The sequence below is a fragment of the Treponema sp. OMZ 803 genome, from assembly GCF_024181165.1.
Taxonomy (GTDB): domain Bacteria; phylum Spirochaetota; class Spirochaetia; order Treponematales; family Treponemataceae; genus Treponema.
The window spans coordinates 1,529,374-1,546,018 of record NZ_CP051195.1; the positions used below are offsets into that span (position 1 = coordinate 1,529,374).

Sequence of the window (16,645 nt, forward strand, 5' to 3'; positions counted from 1 at the left end):
TTAGGAATAGAAGATACCGCATCAGCAAAACTGCTTATTTGATAACTTCCGCAATACTTGACACAAGCCCTGCCATATTCTGAATATCAGCAGGAATAATAATTTTCGTCGATTTTCCGTCGGCTACTTTTTCAAAGGCTTCAAGACTGCGCAATTTAATCAGTGCAGAATCGGCGCCGACATTCTTAATAAGATTCAAACCTTCGGCAGTTGCTTTCTGGATAGCTAAAATCGCCTCAGCCTCACCCTGCGCCCTGCAGATAGCGGATTCTTTTTCCGCTTCGGCCTGTAAAATCATCGACGCCTTTTTTCCTTCCGCCACCAGAATGGAGGACTGCTTTTGTCCTTCTGCAATCAGGATGGCCTCGCGCCGTTCGCGTTCTGCACGCATCTGTTTTTCCATCGCTTCCTGAATGGATTCAGGGGGAATGATATTCTTTACTTCTACACGGTTTACCTTAATACCCCACGGATCGGTCGCTTCATCCAGAATGCTGCGCATACGAGTATTGATAACATCGCGGCTTGTCAGCGTACCATCAAGTTCCAATTCACCGATAATATTCCGCAGCGTGGTCGCTGACAGATTTTCAATCGCATTCATCGGGTTTTCAACGCCGTAGGTATAGAGCTTCGGGTCGGTAATCTGAAAATAGATAACCGTGTCAATCATCATGGTAACGTTATCCTTCGTAATAACCGGCTGCGGTTTAAAATCGAGCACCCGCTCCTTGAGCGACACCTTATTGGCGATTCGATCGACAAACGGCATCTTAACGTGCAGACCGACCTCCCATGACTGGAAATAGCCGCCAAGCCGTTCGATAATGAACGACTGAGACTGCGGTACAATTCTGATATTCAAAATAAGCAGAATGAGTACGAATACGATTAATGCAAAAGCAATCCACATAGTAAAACCTCTCTATTATATTTAGGCTCTTGTTAGGCGCCTCTAAACGTTTCAGTTTTCAGAGGCATCCGTTTCTTTTACGATCAGGGTAACACCCTCTATCTTTTCGATGATACATTCATCTCCGGCAGGTATAACCGCGCCGTCAACCGAAGCAGCCGTCCACACAACGCCGTTGATTTTAACTTGCCCTTTTTCCCATTCGGTAATGGTTTGTAACACGACGGCTTTTTTACCGATAAGGCTGTCTGCATTGGTTTTTTCCCGTTTGGTATGCAAAAATTTCAGCGCAATGGGGCGGGTAAAAAAGAGCAGCAGCAACGCAACAAGCGCAAACAGAACGCACTGCACATAAAACGGCGGCTGCAACATGGAAATGAAAATCATCAGCACGGCGCTGAGCGCAAACCACACGGTCGTTAAACCGAGTGTCATCCCCTCGATAACTGCACAAATAACGGCGATACCGAACCAAAACCACGGCGTATAAAACGCTAAAAACATCGATAGTTGGAAGAGCATACGGCCATCTCCTTAGGTTCGTGCCAGCGCCGCTCCGATAAAGTCACGGAATAGCGGATGCGGCTTATTCGGACGGGAGGCAAACTCGGGATGAAACTGTACCGCTAAAAACCACGGATGATTTTTCAGCTCGACGATTTCCACCAAATTGCGCTCAGGATTGATTCCCGAAAGCAGCATGTCGGTATTTTCAAACCGGCTGCGGTACAAATTGTTAAATTCATAGCGGTGCCGGTGGCGCTCGCGAATTTCGTGCATTTTATAAGCCTGCTCCGCCCTGCTGTTTTCCGCAACCATACAGCGGAAAGAACCGAGCCTGAGCGTACCGCCGAGCTGCACGTCTTTTTGATCGGGCATCAAGTCGATGACGGGTTCACAATTCTTGATAAACTCGGAGGAATGTGCGCGTTCCAACCCGAGTACATGGCGGGCAAATTCGATAACGGCAATCTGCATTCCAAGGCAAATACCGAAATAGGGAACGCCCTTGGTGCGCGCATATTCCGCAGTGAGTACCATCCCTTCAATACCGCGTTCACCGAAACCGCCCGGGACGATAATCGCCTGTGCATCCTTTAACAGCTCTTCAGCCTTTGCCGCATCCGTAATCTTCGCTGCGTCAATCCACAGCTGCTTTACACGTGCGCGGTGATAGACCCCGGCAGCGGTCAACGCTTCGCTTACGCTTAAATACGCATCGGGCAGCTCGGTGTATTTACCGACAAGCGCAACCGTTACTTCTTTTTCGGGATGATAGTAGGATTCAACCATTTCCTTCCACGACTGTAAATCGGGCTCTCGATTGGGAATATTGAAAAGCTCGCAGATTTTTTTACCGAGGTTTCCTTCTTCCAGCATCAGCGGAACTTCGTAGATGGACTTTGCGGTAAGATTTTCGATAATGGCGTCTTGGCTGACATTGCAAAAAAGGCTGAGCTTTTCGCGAATGGACTTACTGAGCCTTTTTTCGCTGCGGCACATAATGATATCGGGCTGAATACCAAAGCCGAGCAGTTCTTTAACACTATGCTGCATAGGCTTGGTTTTAAGCTCGCCGCATTCTTTTAGGTACGGTAAAAGGCCGAGGTGGATAAAAAGGCAATGTTCCCTGCCGACCGTGTTCCGGATTTGCCGAATTGCTTCTATAAAAGGGAGTGATTCGATATCGCCGACAGTACCGCCTATTTCCGTAATAACGATATCGCTGCCGGTTTGCTCCGCCGTTTGCATAATGCGGTGCTTAATTTCGTCGGTAACATGCGGGATAACCTGCACGGTCGCTCCGCAATAGTCCCCAGCCCGTTCATGATCTAATATGGAAAGATACACTTTTCCGGCCGTGTGGCTGTTAAATTTATGCAAAGCAACATCAGTGAACCGTTCGTAATGACCGAGGTCGAGGTCGGTTTCTCCGCCGTCCTCCGTTACAAAAACTTCTCCATGCTGATAGGGGTTCATCGTCCCCGGATCGATATTCAGATAAGGGTCAAACTTTTGATTGATAACCGAAAAACCTCTGCTTTTCAGCAAAAGTCCGATAGATGCAGCGGTAATGCCTTTCCCAAGGGAAGAAACAACCCCGCCGGTAATAAAAATAAAACGAGCTTTCATCATGTACGCTACTATAGCATATTATGAGGGCTTCCGCAATCAATATGCCCATGCCGAACACAGTATCGTGAAATTCCCCCCTCTGCTATGACTGCGGGGCGTTTTATGATACACTCATTCCCATGACACAGCATACACAAGATACGCTCTACCTGCTTGATTCCTACGGCTTAATTTACCGCTCTTACTTCGCTTTTGTCAGCCATCCGTTGACTAATAAGGCGGGTGAAAACGTTTCCGCGCTTTACGGCTTTTTTAGAAGTCTGGCGATGATTTTAAAAACATATCGGCCGCAGTATTTTCTTGCAGCCTTCGATTCCCGCACGCCGACGTTTCGGCACGAATGGTACCCCGAATACAAAGCAACCCGCGACAAGACACCGGAAGATTTGCACGCTCAGATTCCGCATATCGAAAAAATACTGACAACGCTCGGTATCACCTGCCTCCGCAAAGACGGTTTTGAGGCTGATGATATTATTGCAACCCTTGCCTGCCGCGCTGCACAAGAAGGCCGCCGCTGTGTTATCATTTCCGGAGATAAAGACTTGGCGCAGCTGGTAGGAGATTTTGTTTCGGTGCTTAAACCCGATAAGAGTGAAGCCTTGGCGCACTGCGGCATCGAAGAGGTTAAGGAGCATTGGGGGGTTGCGCCTGCACAGATGCTCGATTATCTTTCGCTCATCGGCGATACTTCGGACAATATTCCCGGCGTAAAGGGCATCGGCCCCAAAACAGCTGTAAAGCTTTTGCAGGATTACGGTACGCTCGACGCTGTGTATGAACATATCGATTCCATTGCAGGAGCCGTACAAAAGAAATTGGCTGCCGGAAAGGAGAGCGCCTATTTTTCAAAAAAACTGATAACACTTGCCGCCGATATTCCCATCGAAGGCTCGATTGAGGATTACCGCTGCGATGCGCTGCACTACACGGAGGCGGCTGCGCTGCTGAAAGAATATGAGCTGCCGCGCCTCGGCGAACTATACACAAAGGCCGCCGAAGAAGCAAGCACGGCCGGTGCAGCTGCCGCGCCGAATACCGCAGCAGCCGGTGTTTCAGCGGATAACGGTTCGGCAAAAAACGGTTCTGGTACAGGCGACGCGGGTGCCCATAGCAAAGCAGCCTCGTCCGCCGGAAGCGGCACGAAAGCGGCAGGCGCAGGTACAAAACTGGCGGCCGATACAAAACCGATAGGCGGCACTGACGGCGCACCGGCAGCCGGGACCGGTACAACACCGGCGGAACTCCGTAAAAATACCGGCGAGTACCGCACCGTAACGGACGCGGAAGAACTCGAAGCCGTTATCGCAGCAGCCGAAGCGCAGGGCTTTGCCGCCTTTGACTGCGAAACCACCGGCCTCAACCCGCTGTACGACGCTCTTGTCGGCTTTTCGCTCAGCGTAAAAGCCGGAACCGGCATCTACGTACCGCTCAAAGCGCCGGCGCCCGAACTGGGTGAACAACCCTTTACCGTGATGCCCCTTGCCGCTGCAAAGGAACTACTCGCGCGGCTCTGGAGCAATAAAGCGCTCACCCTTGTGTTGCACAACGGCAAATTCGACTATCAGGTGCTGCGGACGGCAAAGATTTTTACCAGCGCCGGCTGCCGCCTCTTCGATACGATGATAGCGGCATGGCTGCTCGAACCGGATAACCTCAGCTTCGGGCTGGAGAACCTTGCCGAAGCGCAGCTCGGCTTGCAGGGCATTAACTATAAAGATGTCGTGCCCAAGGGCCATACCTTTGCGGCGGTGCCCCTTCCGCAAGCGACCGAATATGCAGCGGAGGATGCCGACTTCACCCTGCAATTATATCACATATATAAGCCCGCCTTGGAACAGGCAAACTTGACCGCTCTTTTTGAAACGCTTGAAATGCCGCTGATGCCGCTCCTTGCGGATATGGAAGCGCAGGGTATCTTCCTTAAAAAAGAAGAACTTGCCGCGTTTTCTGATGAATTGGCGGATACGCTTGCACGGGACGAAGCGGAAATTTACAAGCTAGTCGGCCATCCTTTTAACATCGCCTCCCCTAAGCAGCTGCAGGAAGTGTTGTTCACCGAACGGAAGCTGCCGACCGGTAAAAAAACAAAAACCGGCTACTCTACGGATATTTCCGTGCTGGAAGAGCTCGCCGCCATCGATGAACTTCCGGCAAAAATTCTCGATTACCGCGCCTCCGCAAAACTGAAATCGGGCTATGCCGATGCGCTGCCCCTGCTTGCCGATACACACGGGCGGATACACACCAGTTTTATTCAAACGGGGACCGCGACAGGAAGACTTTCGAGCCGTGATCCGAACTTGCAGAATATTCCGATCAGAGGAGAAGAAGGGCGCAAAATCCGCAAGGCGTTCTACGCAGCGGACGGCTGTAAACTGATTTCCGCGGACTATGCCCAGATTGAGCTGGTTATCCTCGCTCATTTTTCGCAGGATGAAAATTTAGTAAAGGCATTCCGGCACGGAACCGATGTCCACGCGGCGACGGCTGCGCTCATCTTTAACGTGCCGGTTGAAAACGTTGTTCCCGATATGCGCCGCATTGCAAAGGTGATTAACTTCGGGGTAATGTACGGTATGAGCGCATTCAGGCTCGCCAATCAACTGCGTATTTCCCGCACCGAGGCGGCGGAGTTTATTACCCGCTATTTTACCACCTATTCGGGAGTGTCCGCCTTTATGGAAACGCTCAAAGAGTCGGCCGCGGAAAAAGGCTTTGTGGAAACGCTGATGGGCAGACGGCGGTACATCCGCGCTATCAACAGCCGAAACCAAACGCAGCGCGCCGCAGCGGAACGGATTGCCATCAATACACCCATTCAAGGCTCCGCCGCCGATATCGTCAAAACGGCAATGCTGCGTGTAGATCGCGCATTAAAACAGCAGCAGTTAAAAGCGCGCCTCCTGTTACAGGTACACGATGAGCTGATACTCGAAGCACCCGATGCGGAAGTCGATACCGTCAAAGCACTGTTAAAACAAGAGATGGAACACGTCGTCAAACTCGCCGTCCCGCTCCGTGTCAGTATCGAAGCAGGCAGCTGCTGGGGAGATTTCCATTAAGGTGTCAGGGTTCTGCCCTAAGAACCCGCCTTGGTTCCAGAGCTTGATTCTTATAGAGCTTCTACTTCTGCTTGAGAGAGACCCGAAATTTTACAAATATCATTGAGTGGATACCCCATAGTTAGCATTGTCTTTGCGGTTTCAAGCGCTTTTTGGCGGGAACCGCGAGCTTCTCCTTGTTGTATCCCAAGCATTAAACTTTCTTCTCTTTGTACTGCAATATCGGTATCGTAATCATATTCGGCTATTAACATGTTTATGACCTCCCGTGATTTTCTTTGTAGGTATTCCTTCAGTATATCATTTTTGATGCATTCTTTAATCGCATTTTCAAACCCATGCTCTTTATCAACTGCAATATGCCGACGCACTGCATCCACAAACAGGCTGTATTGTCCCAACGGTTCGCAACGCTTTACTATTCGACTATCTTTATCATAATTGATATTTATCAGTTTTACAACAAGCTCAAGAGTTGGCGTTTCAGGTTGCCTAATAAAGGAATCCGAAAGCCTTAGTATTTTTTGTGCAGGAATGGTTTCTCTTCCATTGTAAAAGACGTAAAATGCCGGAACCGGGATTTTTTTAAGAGTCCGTGAATAGCGATCGCGGGGATTTTGAATATGCTCATACAACCGCGTAACATATTCAAGACATCTTAATGGCATATTCGGATTTACGGTTGACTGATGTTCCGCAAGGACAATAATTTTATTATCAACGAGATACGATACGTCATTAGCGAATGACATATACATTGTTTGTTTCAGCCGCATGTTTTTCAATATATCTGTAGACTGATAATTCGTATTATACAGGGCATTATACAGCGCTAAAAAATTATCTTTTGCAGTTCTATCATTACTGAAAAGATCGACAAAGACCGAATCTTTATAACGACGATTGTATTTTCTCATAGTAATTTACCTCCGTGCATATACCTCTCTTATAAAGCACAGATGCAAAAATGGCTAAAGAATGGAAAGAAATGCGTAATCGTTTCGAGCAGTAAAACTCATAGGGATATTATGAGATTTTCTTGCCATCTTCTACCTCCGTGCACCGCCACCGACGGCGGTAGTTCCTATAGGATATATACAGCATGGATGCAAAAATGGCTAAAGAAATGAAGAAAAAATTACCTTTTTTATTAAGTTAGGGGAAGACTTTTCTTTTTTTTCGATAACAGGGCATCTGCAAAAAAACTCGGCCAGTTTTTTCAGATGCCCGTCGAGTTTTTAATAAGTCTATAAATATGAATGACTTATTAAAAACATCGCAAAAAAAAATTCAAGGAAACCCTCTAAAAAACTGAAGTTTTTAGAGGCTACCTAAAAAGTCTTCCCCTGCGCCCCCATCTATTCAGAACCGCCACGGATGGCGGTGATTTTATGCAGAAACGAGATTTGCGTTTGACGCAAATCTCGTACTAAGGGGAGTACATGGAAGTACTCCCCTTAGTGAGCGACTTAGGGCTCTGCCCTAAGAACCCGCATTGATTCCAAAGCATAGTTCTGAAAATAAAAGCTAAACAGTAGTAACTTTCACACTAACTCGTTTCAGTACCGCCACGGATGACATCGCGCACAAATGTACATCCTTGTACATTTGTGCGCTTCGAGTTTTTCTAATGAAAAACTCGATACTGTGAAGAACCACTGACATCCTGTCAGCAGCAGCGACGTTTTTGCCAAGCAAAAACTCGCGTTCAAAAATTGACATGGAGGTCAATTTTTGAACTTGCCACGGACGGCGGTGGTTCCAAACAGTAGTAAGTTTTTCGATAGAAAAACTTATCGTTGAGCAGTGTACATGGACGTACACTGCTCAACAGCCCAACGCCGTTCAACCGCCAGCTCACAAAACGGTCTGAACCCTAGGGGCGACAAGCCACACGAAAGCCAAGATGGTCGCCGCTGTCGCCGGGGTTGCCGCCGAGCCGACCACCGACGACGCAGCCCCCCGCGAGACTGTCCCAACAACCTCCGCGAAAGACGCGGTCAACGCCAGCCGCGCCACCTTGCGGGTCAACTACAAATCCGCCGGATGTATAAGCAGCATCATTTACTCTAGGATTAGCATCATACCAATCAAAACACCATTCCCATACATTCCCGCTCATATCGTGTAAGCCTAGTGCATTTGACCGTTTTTCTCCTACAGGATGGGTCTTACTGTCTGAATTATCCCAATACCACGCAACCGCATTTGTCTCACCCGCATTATTCCAGCGAGCTTTCGCTCCGCTTGCACTGTTCAGTTTGGTCAGCCATACTTCTCCGTATTGCACTGCATTTTCGGTATTGCTCCCCTGCCAGCGAGCTGCATACTCCCATTCCGCTTCCGTCGGCAGTCTAAAGCCTTTTTTACTCATATCGGCATACGCCGCATCACACTCACTACCTTTCGTTGCGTCTTTTAATACCGTAGTATCGGTTTTGCTTTTGCGGTAGACGCATTCGCTCTCAGCATTGTTCGTTTTCTGGGTATACGCATTGCACCACACTATGCAGTCCCGCCAACTTACACTCGTTACCGGCTCTTCTTCGCTCCCGCTTCCGTCTTTACCTTTTACTCCTGCATTGGCAAACTGATATCCGGTTCCGATTGCCCAGTCGTATACTTCTTTCCACAGCTTATACGGCACTTCCGTTTTGCCAAGCTTATAAGGGCTCAATTTTACCTTCCGACCTGCGCGGAATACCCCTTTCCATTCATCTGCCGTTCCCGGCAATGTATATGTCGGATTCATACCGGTAATTCCTGCTGCAGGCGGACTTATTTTTATAAAGCCATCGCCTGTATCTTCAAAACTACCGACATCGCCAGCAGGCGGTGTAGGCGGGACGCTGTTGCTTTCAAAGCCCACCTTAACCTCGACGCCTTTTGTAACGGTAAACGAATAGGAATCGTTCGTGCCGTTTACGGCTTCTCCATCACGCGTCCAGCCCTTTACCCTGTAGCCTGAATCAGGCGTCGCCCTAAAGGTTACTATTTTACCCTGTTCAATGGTTATAGGGCTCGTCTCCGTTTCCGCTATGCCTTCCGCCTTTGCTTTAAGCGTACCGTGTTCCCCGGCGCTAAACGTTACTTCAAATGTTACCGGTTTAACCGTTATCTTATTCGGACATCCGGTAAACAAGGCCATTGCAGCAAGCATCAATCCTACTGCCAACCGGCTCAACAGCCGATTCGTTCTTCCTTTTTTATCCATAATTGTTCCTCCTAGCACTTATATATTTTCAACCGCTAAACGGTTTAGTTCTTAATGCAACCGCAAAGCGTACAGAAAATGGTAAGGTTTTAAATGCCTTATACGGTACATCGCTCTCAATACCGCCACAGACGGCGGTGGTTCCACGCAGTAGCGATGTTTTTTGCTCTGCAAAAAACTCGCGTTGAGCAGGATACACGGCTGTATACTGCTCAACAGTACTCTCCGCATACGTGGTACTCTTTGCGGTTTAATATGGAAAAGATTAACAGCACGGTTGTCGTCTGCAAAAATTGATGAGAAAATATAATGATGTCGTTGTCTGAATGAAAAAAACGCCCGTTTATCAGGGCACAGTCTAGTTGCTGAGTTGCTGAGTTGCTGAGTTGCTGAGTTGCTGAGTTGCTGAGTTGCTGAGTTGCTGAGTTGCTGAGTTGCTGAGTTGCTGAGTTGCTGAGTAAGTGTTGCCGCTTATTTTATGCGTGTCAAGTATCTTTTGCATCTTTTTTTGCGCGTTGTGAGAAGATAATTGATACTGTAGTGATCCAGTTCTGAAACTCAGCATAGAAATAGTATAGGAGTAAATATTGAGAAATGCAAGGGCTTTTGAAAATATGCATACCGTCTACGGCGTTGCATTGCCAAAAGTGTACATCCTTGTACACTTTTGGCAGCGAGTTTCAGCGATGCTGAAACATCGCTTCTGATATAACCAGCGGCATCCCTGCCGCTACTGAAAATCCTCAACGTGCAAAAAGCACGTCTCCGGTTGTTTTTTACACGCGCCTTGTATCCCCGGTATCACTATTTTCAAAAGTGCTGGAATTACGGGGCACATACGGCATTCCTGCAAACAAATTAATTGGTAATGGGCATCGATAATAAGCGTTAGGGATTGGAAGGGCAGCGCAGCTGTTCCGAAAGGAATGAAGCGCCAGCGAAACCCCGCAAAGCCCGACGGTCGGTCAACCATTGACATCCGTGTCGATGTTTGACCGACCGGAACGCCCAAAATATAGTTACCCATTAAATATTACAACGTACACATTAGTTCAGCGCTTCACCCCGTGATTGTTCAAGCTGTTTCAAAACTACCGGATCAAGTTTAATGGAAAGATTTTTTTCGTTTGACGGGAGCACGGTTCCTTTCGGTGCGTTCTTCGCCCTCCGCAAATCCTTCACTGCAGTGTAGTAGAGATCGGCTTGTCCGTTCCGGCGCGCCTTTGAATAAAACACGGCGAGGTTCCCCGCGGCAATCAGCACCGGCAGCGGAACAGTCTTTCCGTTTTTGTTTTTGATAAAGACATAGCCGCCGGAATAGTCCCGCACATGAAGCCACATATCCTTGCCCCGCACGTGATGCCGCAGCAGCTCATCGTTTTCGGCAGCTGTCCTGCCGACATACAGAATCCACCCGTCATGGTAGAACGTAAGTCCCGGCCGCTCTTTTTCTTGAGCCGCCTGTTTCCGCTGCACAGGTATCTTTCTTTTGTGCAGCACCTTTTCGATAAGGTAAGGATTTTCTTCAACCCGCAGTTTTACAAGCTCTTCGTTAAGCGCGGCGAGCGTCCGCTTGGAGGCTTCGATGTCATCGGTGAGCGCCTCAAGCCCCGAAACCGCTTTTTTATACCGCTCATAGTATCCGGCGGCATTTTCCTGCGCAGTTTTTCTCGGGTCGAGGGCGATGCGGATAATCCGGTTGTCCGCCGCATAATCTTCCAGTTCTACGGAAGAGGCGCCCTGTGGAATCCGGTAGAGATTTGCCAAGAGTAAATCACCTTGATGTTTTAGCGTATCCGCCTGCAAGAACGAATGCTTTTTCGCTTCGAGTTTTTCAAGCGCGCGGGAAATCTTTTCTATTTTAAGACCATAAAAGCGCTCCGCTTCCGCACGTAAGGCTTCGAGCGAAAGTACAGGCGCCTGCCGCGCGTACCATTCGTCAATCGCTTCATTAAAGGTCTTGGATGCATCATAGCTGCGGACGGTGTAGGTTTTTACCGGTTTGTCAGCGGCTATAGGCGACACGGTGGTAGATACACTTTCTGCAACGGCTTTTGATTCGCTGCCTGCCGCAGCACTCGGCTCATTTCCAAAAGTTTGCGTCGTAGTGGCTTCAGATTCTCCCGGTAGGGGCTGCCACGGCTCTCCGCTCACTTCATGGCGGGATGGGCGGCGGTAAAAGGCATCGACGATAATGCCGTTATCGACAAGCAGCATATTCGCTGCCCCGCTCCACAGCCGGATATAGAGGTAGAGCATACCTGAAGAGGTCTCCAACGAAAGCCTGACAATGCGGTCGTTGTTCAGCTGAACGGCCTCGGTAATCTTGGCGCCGCGGAGACGGGAACGGAGCAGCTCCATAAAACGGAGCGGCTTGTCGAACTTGGGGATTTTCCGCGTGGTTTCATGCAAGCGGCACGCCCCCGGTTCAAGACAGATGACCAAACTCATCGGGCGGGTCTTATAGAGGTGCAGCACCATCACTGAATAGGAGGACTGCACCACCTTTTGTATGTATGAGCCTTCCAAATCGAGCTCTTCCAGAATCTTATCAATTTCAGCGCAATTAAGCGACATCCATACCTCCGGTCACAGGGCAAACGCATCAGATACTTTTGAAAATATACGGCGCATCTACTGTGTCGCATCGTCAAAACTATACATCCTTGTATAGTTTTGACTGCGAGTTTCGCGGGATCGCGAAACATCGCTTTTGATAAAACCAGCGGCATCCGTGCCGCTGCTCAACGTATCATAGATACGCCTGCGCTTTATTTTCAGCTAACTCCTTGTAGCTACACCATCTATTTTCAAAAGCACTGGTTCTAGGCAGTAGTATCCGTTATCTTGTGAAATGGCATCTATCGGTCTGATGCGTTTGCCCTGAGCTTAAAGAAATGATACCTAAAATTTCGATCAGGAGGAAGGCATCTCGATGATGTTGTCGGCGAGGTACTCGGCTTCGTCGCGGTCATGGGTAACGTATATTGCCGTGTACCGCATTTCAGCTTGATGTTTTTTGAGCTCTTCGCGGAGTTTAAGCCGTAACGGAGCATCGAGAGCGGAAAGCGGTTCGTCGAACAAGACCACGAGCGGGTTTACCGCAAGCGCCCGCGCAAGGGCGACACGCTGCCGCTCCCCGCCGGAGAGCCCTTCAATCCGTCTTTTTTCCATACCGGTCAAACCGAAACGTTCAAGCCATCTCGCAGCAGCCCGCCTGCTTTCCCTTTTTGATATCCCTTGCGAAACGAGGCCGTACCCGATATTGTCTTCGACACTTAAATGAGGGAACAGCGCATAGTCCTGAAAGACCATACCGACGCTGCGATTTTTGACGGGCTCATCGGTAATATCGTGTCCGTTCAAAAAGACGTTTCCGGAATCGGCGGGCAATAAACCTGCGATCATTTTAAGCACGGTTGACTTACCGCATCCCGACGAACCGAGCAGCGCAAGTGTCCCAGCCTTTTTCACCGAACAGGAAAGACTGATAGTCTTTGCGGGCAACCGCTTCGTCAAACAAACAAGCCGGAGAAATGCCTCACCTTCATCATTCGCTCTATTTATCGGAAAAACCATCGAATCACCTTTCATATACGTTCCCTACCATACCTCGCTTACCCCGCATTTGTATCTTTGCCGATGCGCATAGCAGCAGTAAAGACACATCAAACAACTTTCGTGACAAAACAAATGTCAGCGTTAAAGTGAGTGTTATACCGAATATTCTATCGTCCAATCCTCAATTAATAAGCCTTCTACTCTTGAAAACTCTCCGACATTATGTGTTATCAATGTTCCACCGTTTGCTAGCACTGTTGCTGCAATCATCATATCATTCGGACCGATTATGACACCATTTGACGATAAAATTTTTCTTAATTTTCCGTATTCCACTGACGATTTTTTATCAAAAACAGCTGTCGGATATAAATCCAAAAACGGTTTATAAACTGAAATTGTCTTTTCATAATCGTTGGAATTCCTTGCCCCATATTCAAGCTCGGCAAGAACAACAGAGGGAATTACTATATCTCTGTCATGTGCCTCCAGCATTTCTCCAATGGTACGAAATTTTCCCTTTATGAAATAGATTATAATATTTGAATCTAAAAAATACTTCACAGGGTCTCCAGTTTTGTATCAGCAGAAAAATCCGGTTCGGCAGATATATTCATTTCGATATCTTTGCCGCTGCCAAAATAGTGCCAGATATTTTTTTTATTTGATTCATCTCTAAGGTCGAAAGGGAGCCCATTAACAGCAACCGTTTTTTTCATAAAAATCCTGATGGCTGTCGGTAAATCCAGTCCGTAATAATCATAGATATGGGTAACTTTATCTTTTAGCGCTTCATCAACTCTAACTTGAACAAGTGTTGTATTTGTCATTATTGACTCCTTTTTAGTATTCGGTATTCATACACTCGTATTAATATTGTATATTTAAATAAGTAGTTTTTCAAGGTTAAAGCAAGGTAATTTTAAAATAATAGCATTTCTAACTATTTGTAATGCTTCTTTATATATCACCGCCATCAGTGGCGGACATGACAAAACGTCTAATGCGTTTGTCCGCGCTCCCTCACCGTGTCCTGAATATAAAAGAGCGAGCCCGTCAGCACTGCAAGAATCACCGCAATACCGGCGCTTTCGGTGAATCGATACGAACCGGCAAAGCGGAACAGCATCAGCGCGAGATTTTCAAAGTTCGGTATATGCAACAGAAGCGGCAGCGATGCGTCCCCCGCGCTAATTGCAAACACACAGCACAGCGCAGATATAATACCGGTTTTGCATAACGGCAGAAATACCCGAAAAAATGCATCCGTGCGGGAAGAAGACAAAAGCCGGGCGGCGTCGAGTACCGAACGGGGAATTTTTGCGAGGCCGGTCTCTATTTGCATCCACGCAAAGGGCCACGCAAGCGAACTTTGCACAACAACCAGCAACAACAGCGACGGCATGGTATCAAGCTTCAACCACCCCGATCCCAATACAATAGAAGAAACTGCAAAAGGAATAAGCGGCAGGCTTTTATACCACTTCCCATTCGCTTGAAACGCTGCATACGCAAAAAAAAGCGCAGCCGTTACGGAAAGCGCAGCGGTGCCGATACCGGTCTGCATGGTGTGCCGCACCGCGCCCCAAAAGTGAGGCCGCTGTAAAAGCTGCCGCCACGTATCAACGCTTATCGTGAGCGGCGCCTTAGGAGTCGACAAGGAATACCACACCAGAGAACCGAGCGGAAACAGTAAACAAAAACAGATAACACAGATAAGCACGGCAAAAAAGATATGTTCCACTGCGCCGCTGATGCGCAACCGGCTGCGGGCGTATTGGGTGTTTTCAGTATGATCGGGTGTTCTGCTCCTTAAATAAGCGTACAGCCCTACCGCAGCCGCTGCGATACCGGTTTCCGTCAGCGCAATATGCGCCGCGGTACTCGCGTGTATATCTCTGCGGATGGTTTGATACAGCTCAACCTCCAGCGTTGTTACGCCGAGACCGCCCAGCAACAGAATAATCACAAAGCTGAAAAAACAATATAAAAAGATAATGACGAACGAAGCGCATAGCGGCGCCTTTAATGCCGGAAAGATAACCGTTCTAAAAATACGCAGCGGCGAGGCTCCGAGCAAAAGAGCGGCTTGTTCGGTTTCCTCAGGGAGTTGTTCCCATGCGGCAGATACGGTACGCATCGTAATGGGAAAATTATAAAAGGCGTGTACAAGCACAATGCCGCCCGTCGAATAAAGGAAGGTACCGATTGAAAGCTGTCCTGCCGAAAGCGCCGCAAGCAGTTTATTCAGTAAACCGTTTTTTCCGAAAAAGAGGATAAACGCGAGCGCGATAACCACCGGCGGCACGCTCAAGGGTATCGCCGAAAGAGAGAGCAACAACTTTCGTCCGAAGAACCTCCGGCGGGCGCAAAAAAACGCCGCACAGAGGCCGATACCGCTTGCCCCTGCCGCAGAGAGAAACGCTTGCATCACGGTAAAGCGGACAGCCTTCCATAAAGGCCGAAAGGCCACTGCAGAAGCGCCTCCATCGAAGGCCGGAAAAACGGCAGCTCCGAGCGGCACGAAAAAAGCAATCAGCACCGCACAGAATAACACCCCGCCGCCTACTACAAAAGCATTTTGCAGTAGTGTCCGCTTCGCAGCGTATCGATTAATTGAAACCATACAATTCTGCGATAAAAATGCAAAAATACGGTTATTTTTCCAATACTGAAATAATAGCGTCTACCGCCGTTTCCGCCTCGGTACCGGAAATCGTCAGCGATTTTTTCGGCATCGGGACGGTTTTAAATGATTCGGGAAGCTGCACCGCGGTATTTGCCGGATACATCCACTGCGTTTCGGGCAACACTTCCTGCGCTTTTTCGGTCAGCATAAAATCGATAAAAGCGTGAGCCGCTGCCCTATGCGGCGCATTCTTAACGACGCCCATTCCCTCAAGCGCAATCATATTCCCTTCGGCAAACGTCAATGCCTGATACCGATCTGTTTTATCATACCGGATGTGATAGGCCATACTGGTGGTATAGCTGACGGCAAGCGGAGCCTCCCCCGCCGTAAACAGCCCGTATCCCGCGCTCCACGAATGGCTCATCGTCAAGATGGAAGGCATCAATCTTTTCCAGTACGAAAGATAATCGTTCCCGTAAACAGCCTTTGTCCATGCGGCAAAACCTAAGCCGGGAGCGCTCGTGCGGGGATCCATGATAACCAAGGATTTTGCATATTCGGGTTTTGTTAAATCTTCCAGTGACTGAGGAGCAGGCACCTTTGATTGAGTGTCATACATAATCGCAAAATAGCCCCAATCATACGGGGTGAGTAGTTGATCATCAGTCATTATAACGTGTTTCGGAACAACTTTATCCAAATTCGGAGAGGTATACGGTTCCAGAACGCCTGCACTGCGCGTCTTATCGACAAGAAACGCATTGATACCGAGCAGTACATCGGCACGCGGATTCTTTTTTTCGGCCATCGCTTTCGATAGGACGGAACCTGAATCCTCGCAGATCACATAATTGACGGTGTAGCCCGTTTGCTCTTTGAAGCGTTTGGCTATTTCGGCGCCCGGCCCCCATTCAGAAGCAAAAGAGTCATAGGTATAGACAACAACGATTTTTTCCGCAGTATCTTGTTTTCCGCCTGCAAAAGCGGTTGAAGGCAGTATGATTGAACATACGATAAACAAAAAGAAATAAAGACGTAACTTCATTATTCCCTCCGCCGGCATTATCCGGATCAGGTGTAAGGCCTCCGTACGGACGCCTTTTTCGGGTATGCTCTCAGCACGA

At 48.5% G+C, this 16,645-nt stretch carries 13 protein-coding genes; 1 reads left to right on the forward strand and 12 read right to left on the reverse strand.

What is annotated here, in order from left to right:
• Positions 1–34 precede the first annotated feature (34 nt).
• From ABH09_RS06985 to ABH09_RS06995, 3 genes are read right to left on the reverse strand one after another with little or no spacing between them, the layout of a single operon-like run.
• Positions 35–913, reverse strand: coding sequence for an SPFH domain-containing protein (locus tag ABH09_RS06985; protein WP_253713858.1), 879 nt, complete (start codon positions 911–913; stop codon positions 35–37).
• A 51-nt stretch (positions 914–964) separates the two neighbouring features.
• Positions 965–1,435, reverse strand: coding sequence for an NfeD family protein (locus ABH09_RS06990; protein WP_253713859.1), 471 nt, complete (start codon positions 1,433–1,435; stop codon positions 965–967).
• A 12-nt stretch (positions 1,436–1,447) separates the two neighbouring features.
• Positions 1,448–3,046 (reverse strand): CTP synthase, encoded by a 1,599-nt coding sequence (locus tag ABH09_RS06995; RefSeq protein ID WP_253715751.1) that lies wholly within the window; start codon positions 3,044–3,046, stop codon positions 1,448–1,450.
• A 122-nt stretch (positions 3,047–3,168) separates the two neighbouring features.
• On the opposite strand from ABH09_RS06995, the gene polA reads away from it, so the two are divergent.
• Positions 3,169–6,114, forward strand: coding sequence for a DNA polymerase I (gene polA, locus ABH09_RS07000; protein ID WP_253713860.1), 2,946 nt, complete (start codon positions 3,169–3,171; stop codon positions 6,112–6,114).
• Positions 6,115–6,164: 50 nt separating this feature from the next.
• Here polA and ABH09_RS07005 read toward each other — a convergent pair whose 3' ends face one another.
• From ABH09_RS07005 to ABH09_RS07045, 9 genes are all read right to left on the reverse strand, one after another.
• Positions 6,165–7,031: an Rpn family recombination-promoting nuclease/putative transposase gene (locus ABH09_RS07005; RefSeq protein WP_253713861.1), complete on the reverse strand. Its 867-nt coding sequence runs from the start codon at positions 7,029–7,031 to the stop codon at positions 6,165–6,167.
• Positions 7,032–7,990: 959 nt separating this feature from the next.
• Complete coding sequence (locus ABH09_RS07010) at positions 7,991–9,328, reverse strand: SUMF1/EgtB/PvdO family nonheme iron enzyme (RefSeq protein ID WP_253713862.1); 1,338 nt, start codon at positions 9,326–9,328, stop codon at positions 7,991–7,993.
• A 730-nt stretch (positions 9,329–10,058) separates the two neighbouring features.
• Positions 10,059–10,355: a hypothetical protein gene (locus ABH09_RS07015; protein WP_253713863.1), complete on the reverse strand. Its 297-nt coding sequence runs from the start codon at positions 10,353–10,355 to the stop codon at positions 10,059–10,061.
• Positions 10,356–10,375: 20 nt separating this feature from the next.
• Positions 10,376–11,905, reverse strand: coding sequence for an NFACT RNA binding domain-containing protein (locus tag ABH09_RS07020; protein WP_253713864.1), 1,530 nt, complete (start codon positions 11,903–11,905; stop codon positions 10,376–10,378).
• 339 nt (positions 11,906–12,244) lie between these two features.
• Positions 12,245–12,922 (reverse strand): ABC transporter ATP-binding protein, encoded by a 678-nt coding sequence (locus ABH09_RS07025; RefSeq protein WP_253713865.1) that lies wholly within the window; start codon positions 12,920–12,922, stop codon positions 12,245–12,247.
• 120 nt (positions 12,923–13,042) lie between these two features.
• Positions 13,043–13,453 (reverse strand): PIN domain-containing protein, encoded by a 411-nt coding sequence (locus ABH09_RS07030; RefSeq protein WP_162663629.1) that lies wholly within the window; start codon positions 13,451–13,453, stop codon positions 13,043–13,045.
• On the reverse strand, positions 13,450–13,719 hold the full coding sequence (locus tag ABH09_RS07035; protein ID WP_162663630.1) for a type II toxin-antitoxin system RelB/DinJ family antitoxin: 270 nt from the start codon (positions 13,717–13,719) through the stop codon (positions 13,450–13,452). The genes ABH09_RS07030 and ABH09_RS07035 overlap by 4 nt, the downstream gene beginning before the upstream one ends.
• 170 nt (positions 13,720–13,889) lie before the next feature.
• Positions 13,890–15,515, reverse strand: coding sequence for an ABC transporter permease (locus ABH09_RS07040; protein ID WP_253713866.1), 1,626 nt, complete (start codon positions 15,513–15,515; stop codon positions 13,890–13,892).
• A gap of 31 nt (positions 15,516–15,546) precedes the next feature.
• Complete coding sequence (locus ABH09_RS07045; protein WP_253713867.1) at positions 15,547–16,566, reverse strand: thiamine ABC transporter substrate-binding protein; 1,020 nt, start codon at positions 16,564–16,566, stop codon at positions 15,547–15,549.
• Positions 16,567–16,645 lie beyond the last annotated feature (79 nt).

Bases quoted from the DNA above. Each gene is read 5' to 3' on its own strand.
- ABH09_RS07045 (WP_253713867.1), bottom strand. From the start codon at position 16,566: ATGAAGTTACGTCTTTATTTCTTTTTGTTTATCGTATGTTCAATCATA.
- ABH09_RS07040 (WP_253713866.1), bottom strand. From the start codon at position 15,515: ATGGTTTCAATTAATCGATACGCTGCGAAGCGGACACTACTGCAAAAT.
- ABH09_RS07015 (WP_253713863.1), bottom strand. From the start codon at position 10,355: ATGGGTAACTATATTTTGGGCGTTCCGGTCGGTCAAACATCGACACGG.
- ABH09_RS06990 (WP_253713859.1), bottom strand. From the start codon at position 1,435: ATGCTCTTCCAACTATCGATGTTTTTAGCGTTTTATACGCCGTGGTTT.
- ABH09_RS07005 (WP_253713861.1), bottom strand. From the start codon at position 7,031: ATGAGAAAATACAATCGTCGTTATAAAGATTCGGTCTTTGTCGATCTT.
- ABH09_RS06995 (WP_253715751.1), bottom strand. From the start codon at position 3,046: ATGAAAGCTCGTTTTATTTTTATTACCGGCGGGGTTGTTTCTTCCCTT.
- ABH09_RS07035 (WP_162663630.1), bottom strand. From the start codon at position 13,719: ATGACAAATACAACACTTGTTCAAGTTAGAGTTGATGAAGCGCTAAAA.
- ABH09_RS06985 (WP_253713858.1), bottom strand. From the start codon at position 913: ATGTGGATTGCTTTTGCATTAATCGTATTCGTACTCATTCTGCTTATT.
- ABH09_RS07010 (WP_253713862.1), bottom strand. From the start codon at position 9,328: ATGGATAAAAAAGGAAGAACGAATCGGCTGTTGAGCCGGTTGGCAGTA.
- ABH09_RS07025 (WP_253713865.1), bottom strand. From the start codon at position 12,922: ATGAAAGGTGATTCGATGGTTTTTCCGATAAATAGAGCGAATGATGAA.
- polA (WP_253713860.1), top strand. From the start codon at position 3,169: ATGACACAGCATACACAAGATACGCTCTACCTGCTTGATTCCTACGGC.
- ABH09_RS07020 (WP_253713864.1), bottom strand. From the start codon at position 11,905: ATGTCGCTTAATTGCGCTGAAATTGATAAGATTCTGGAAGAGCTCGAT.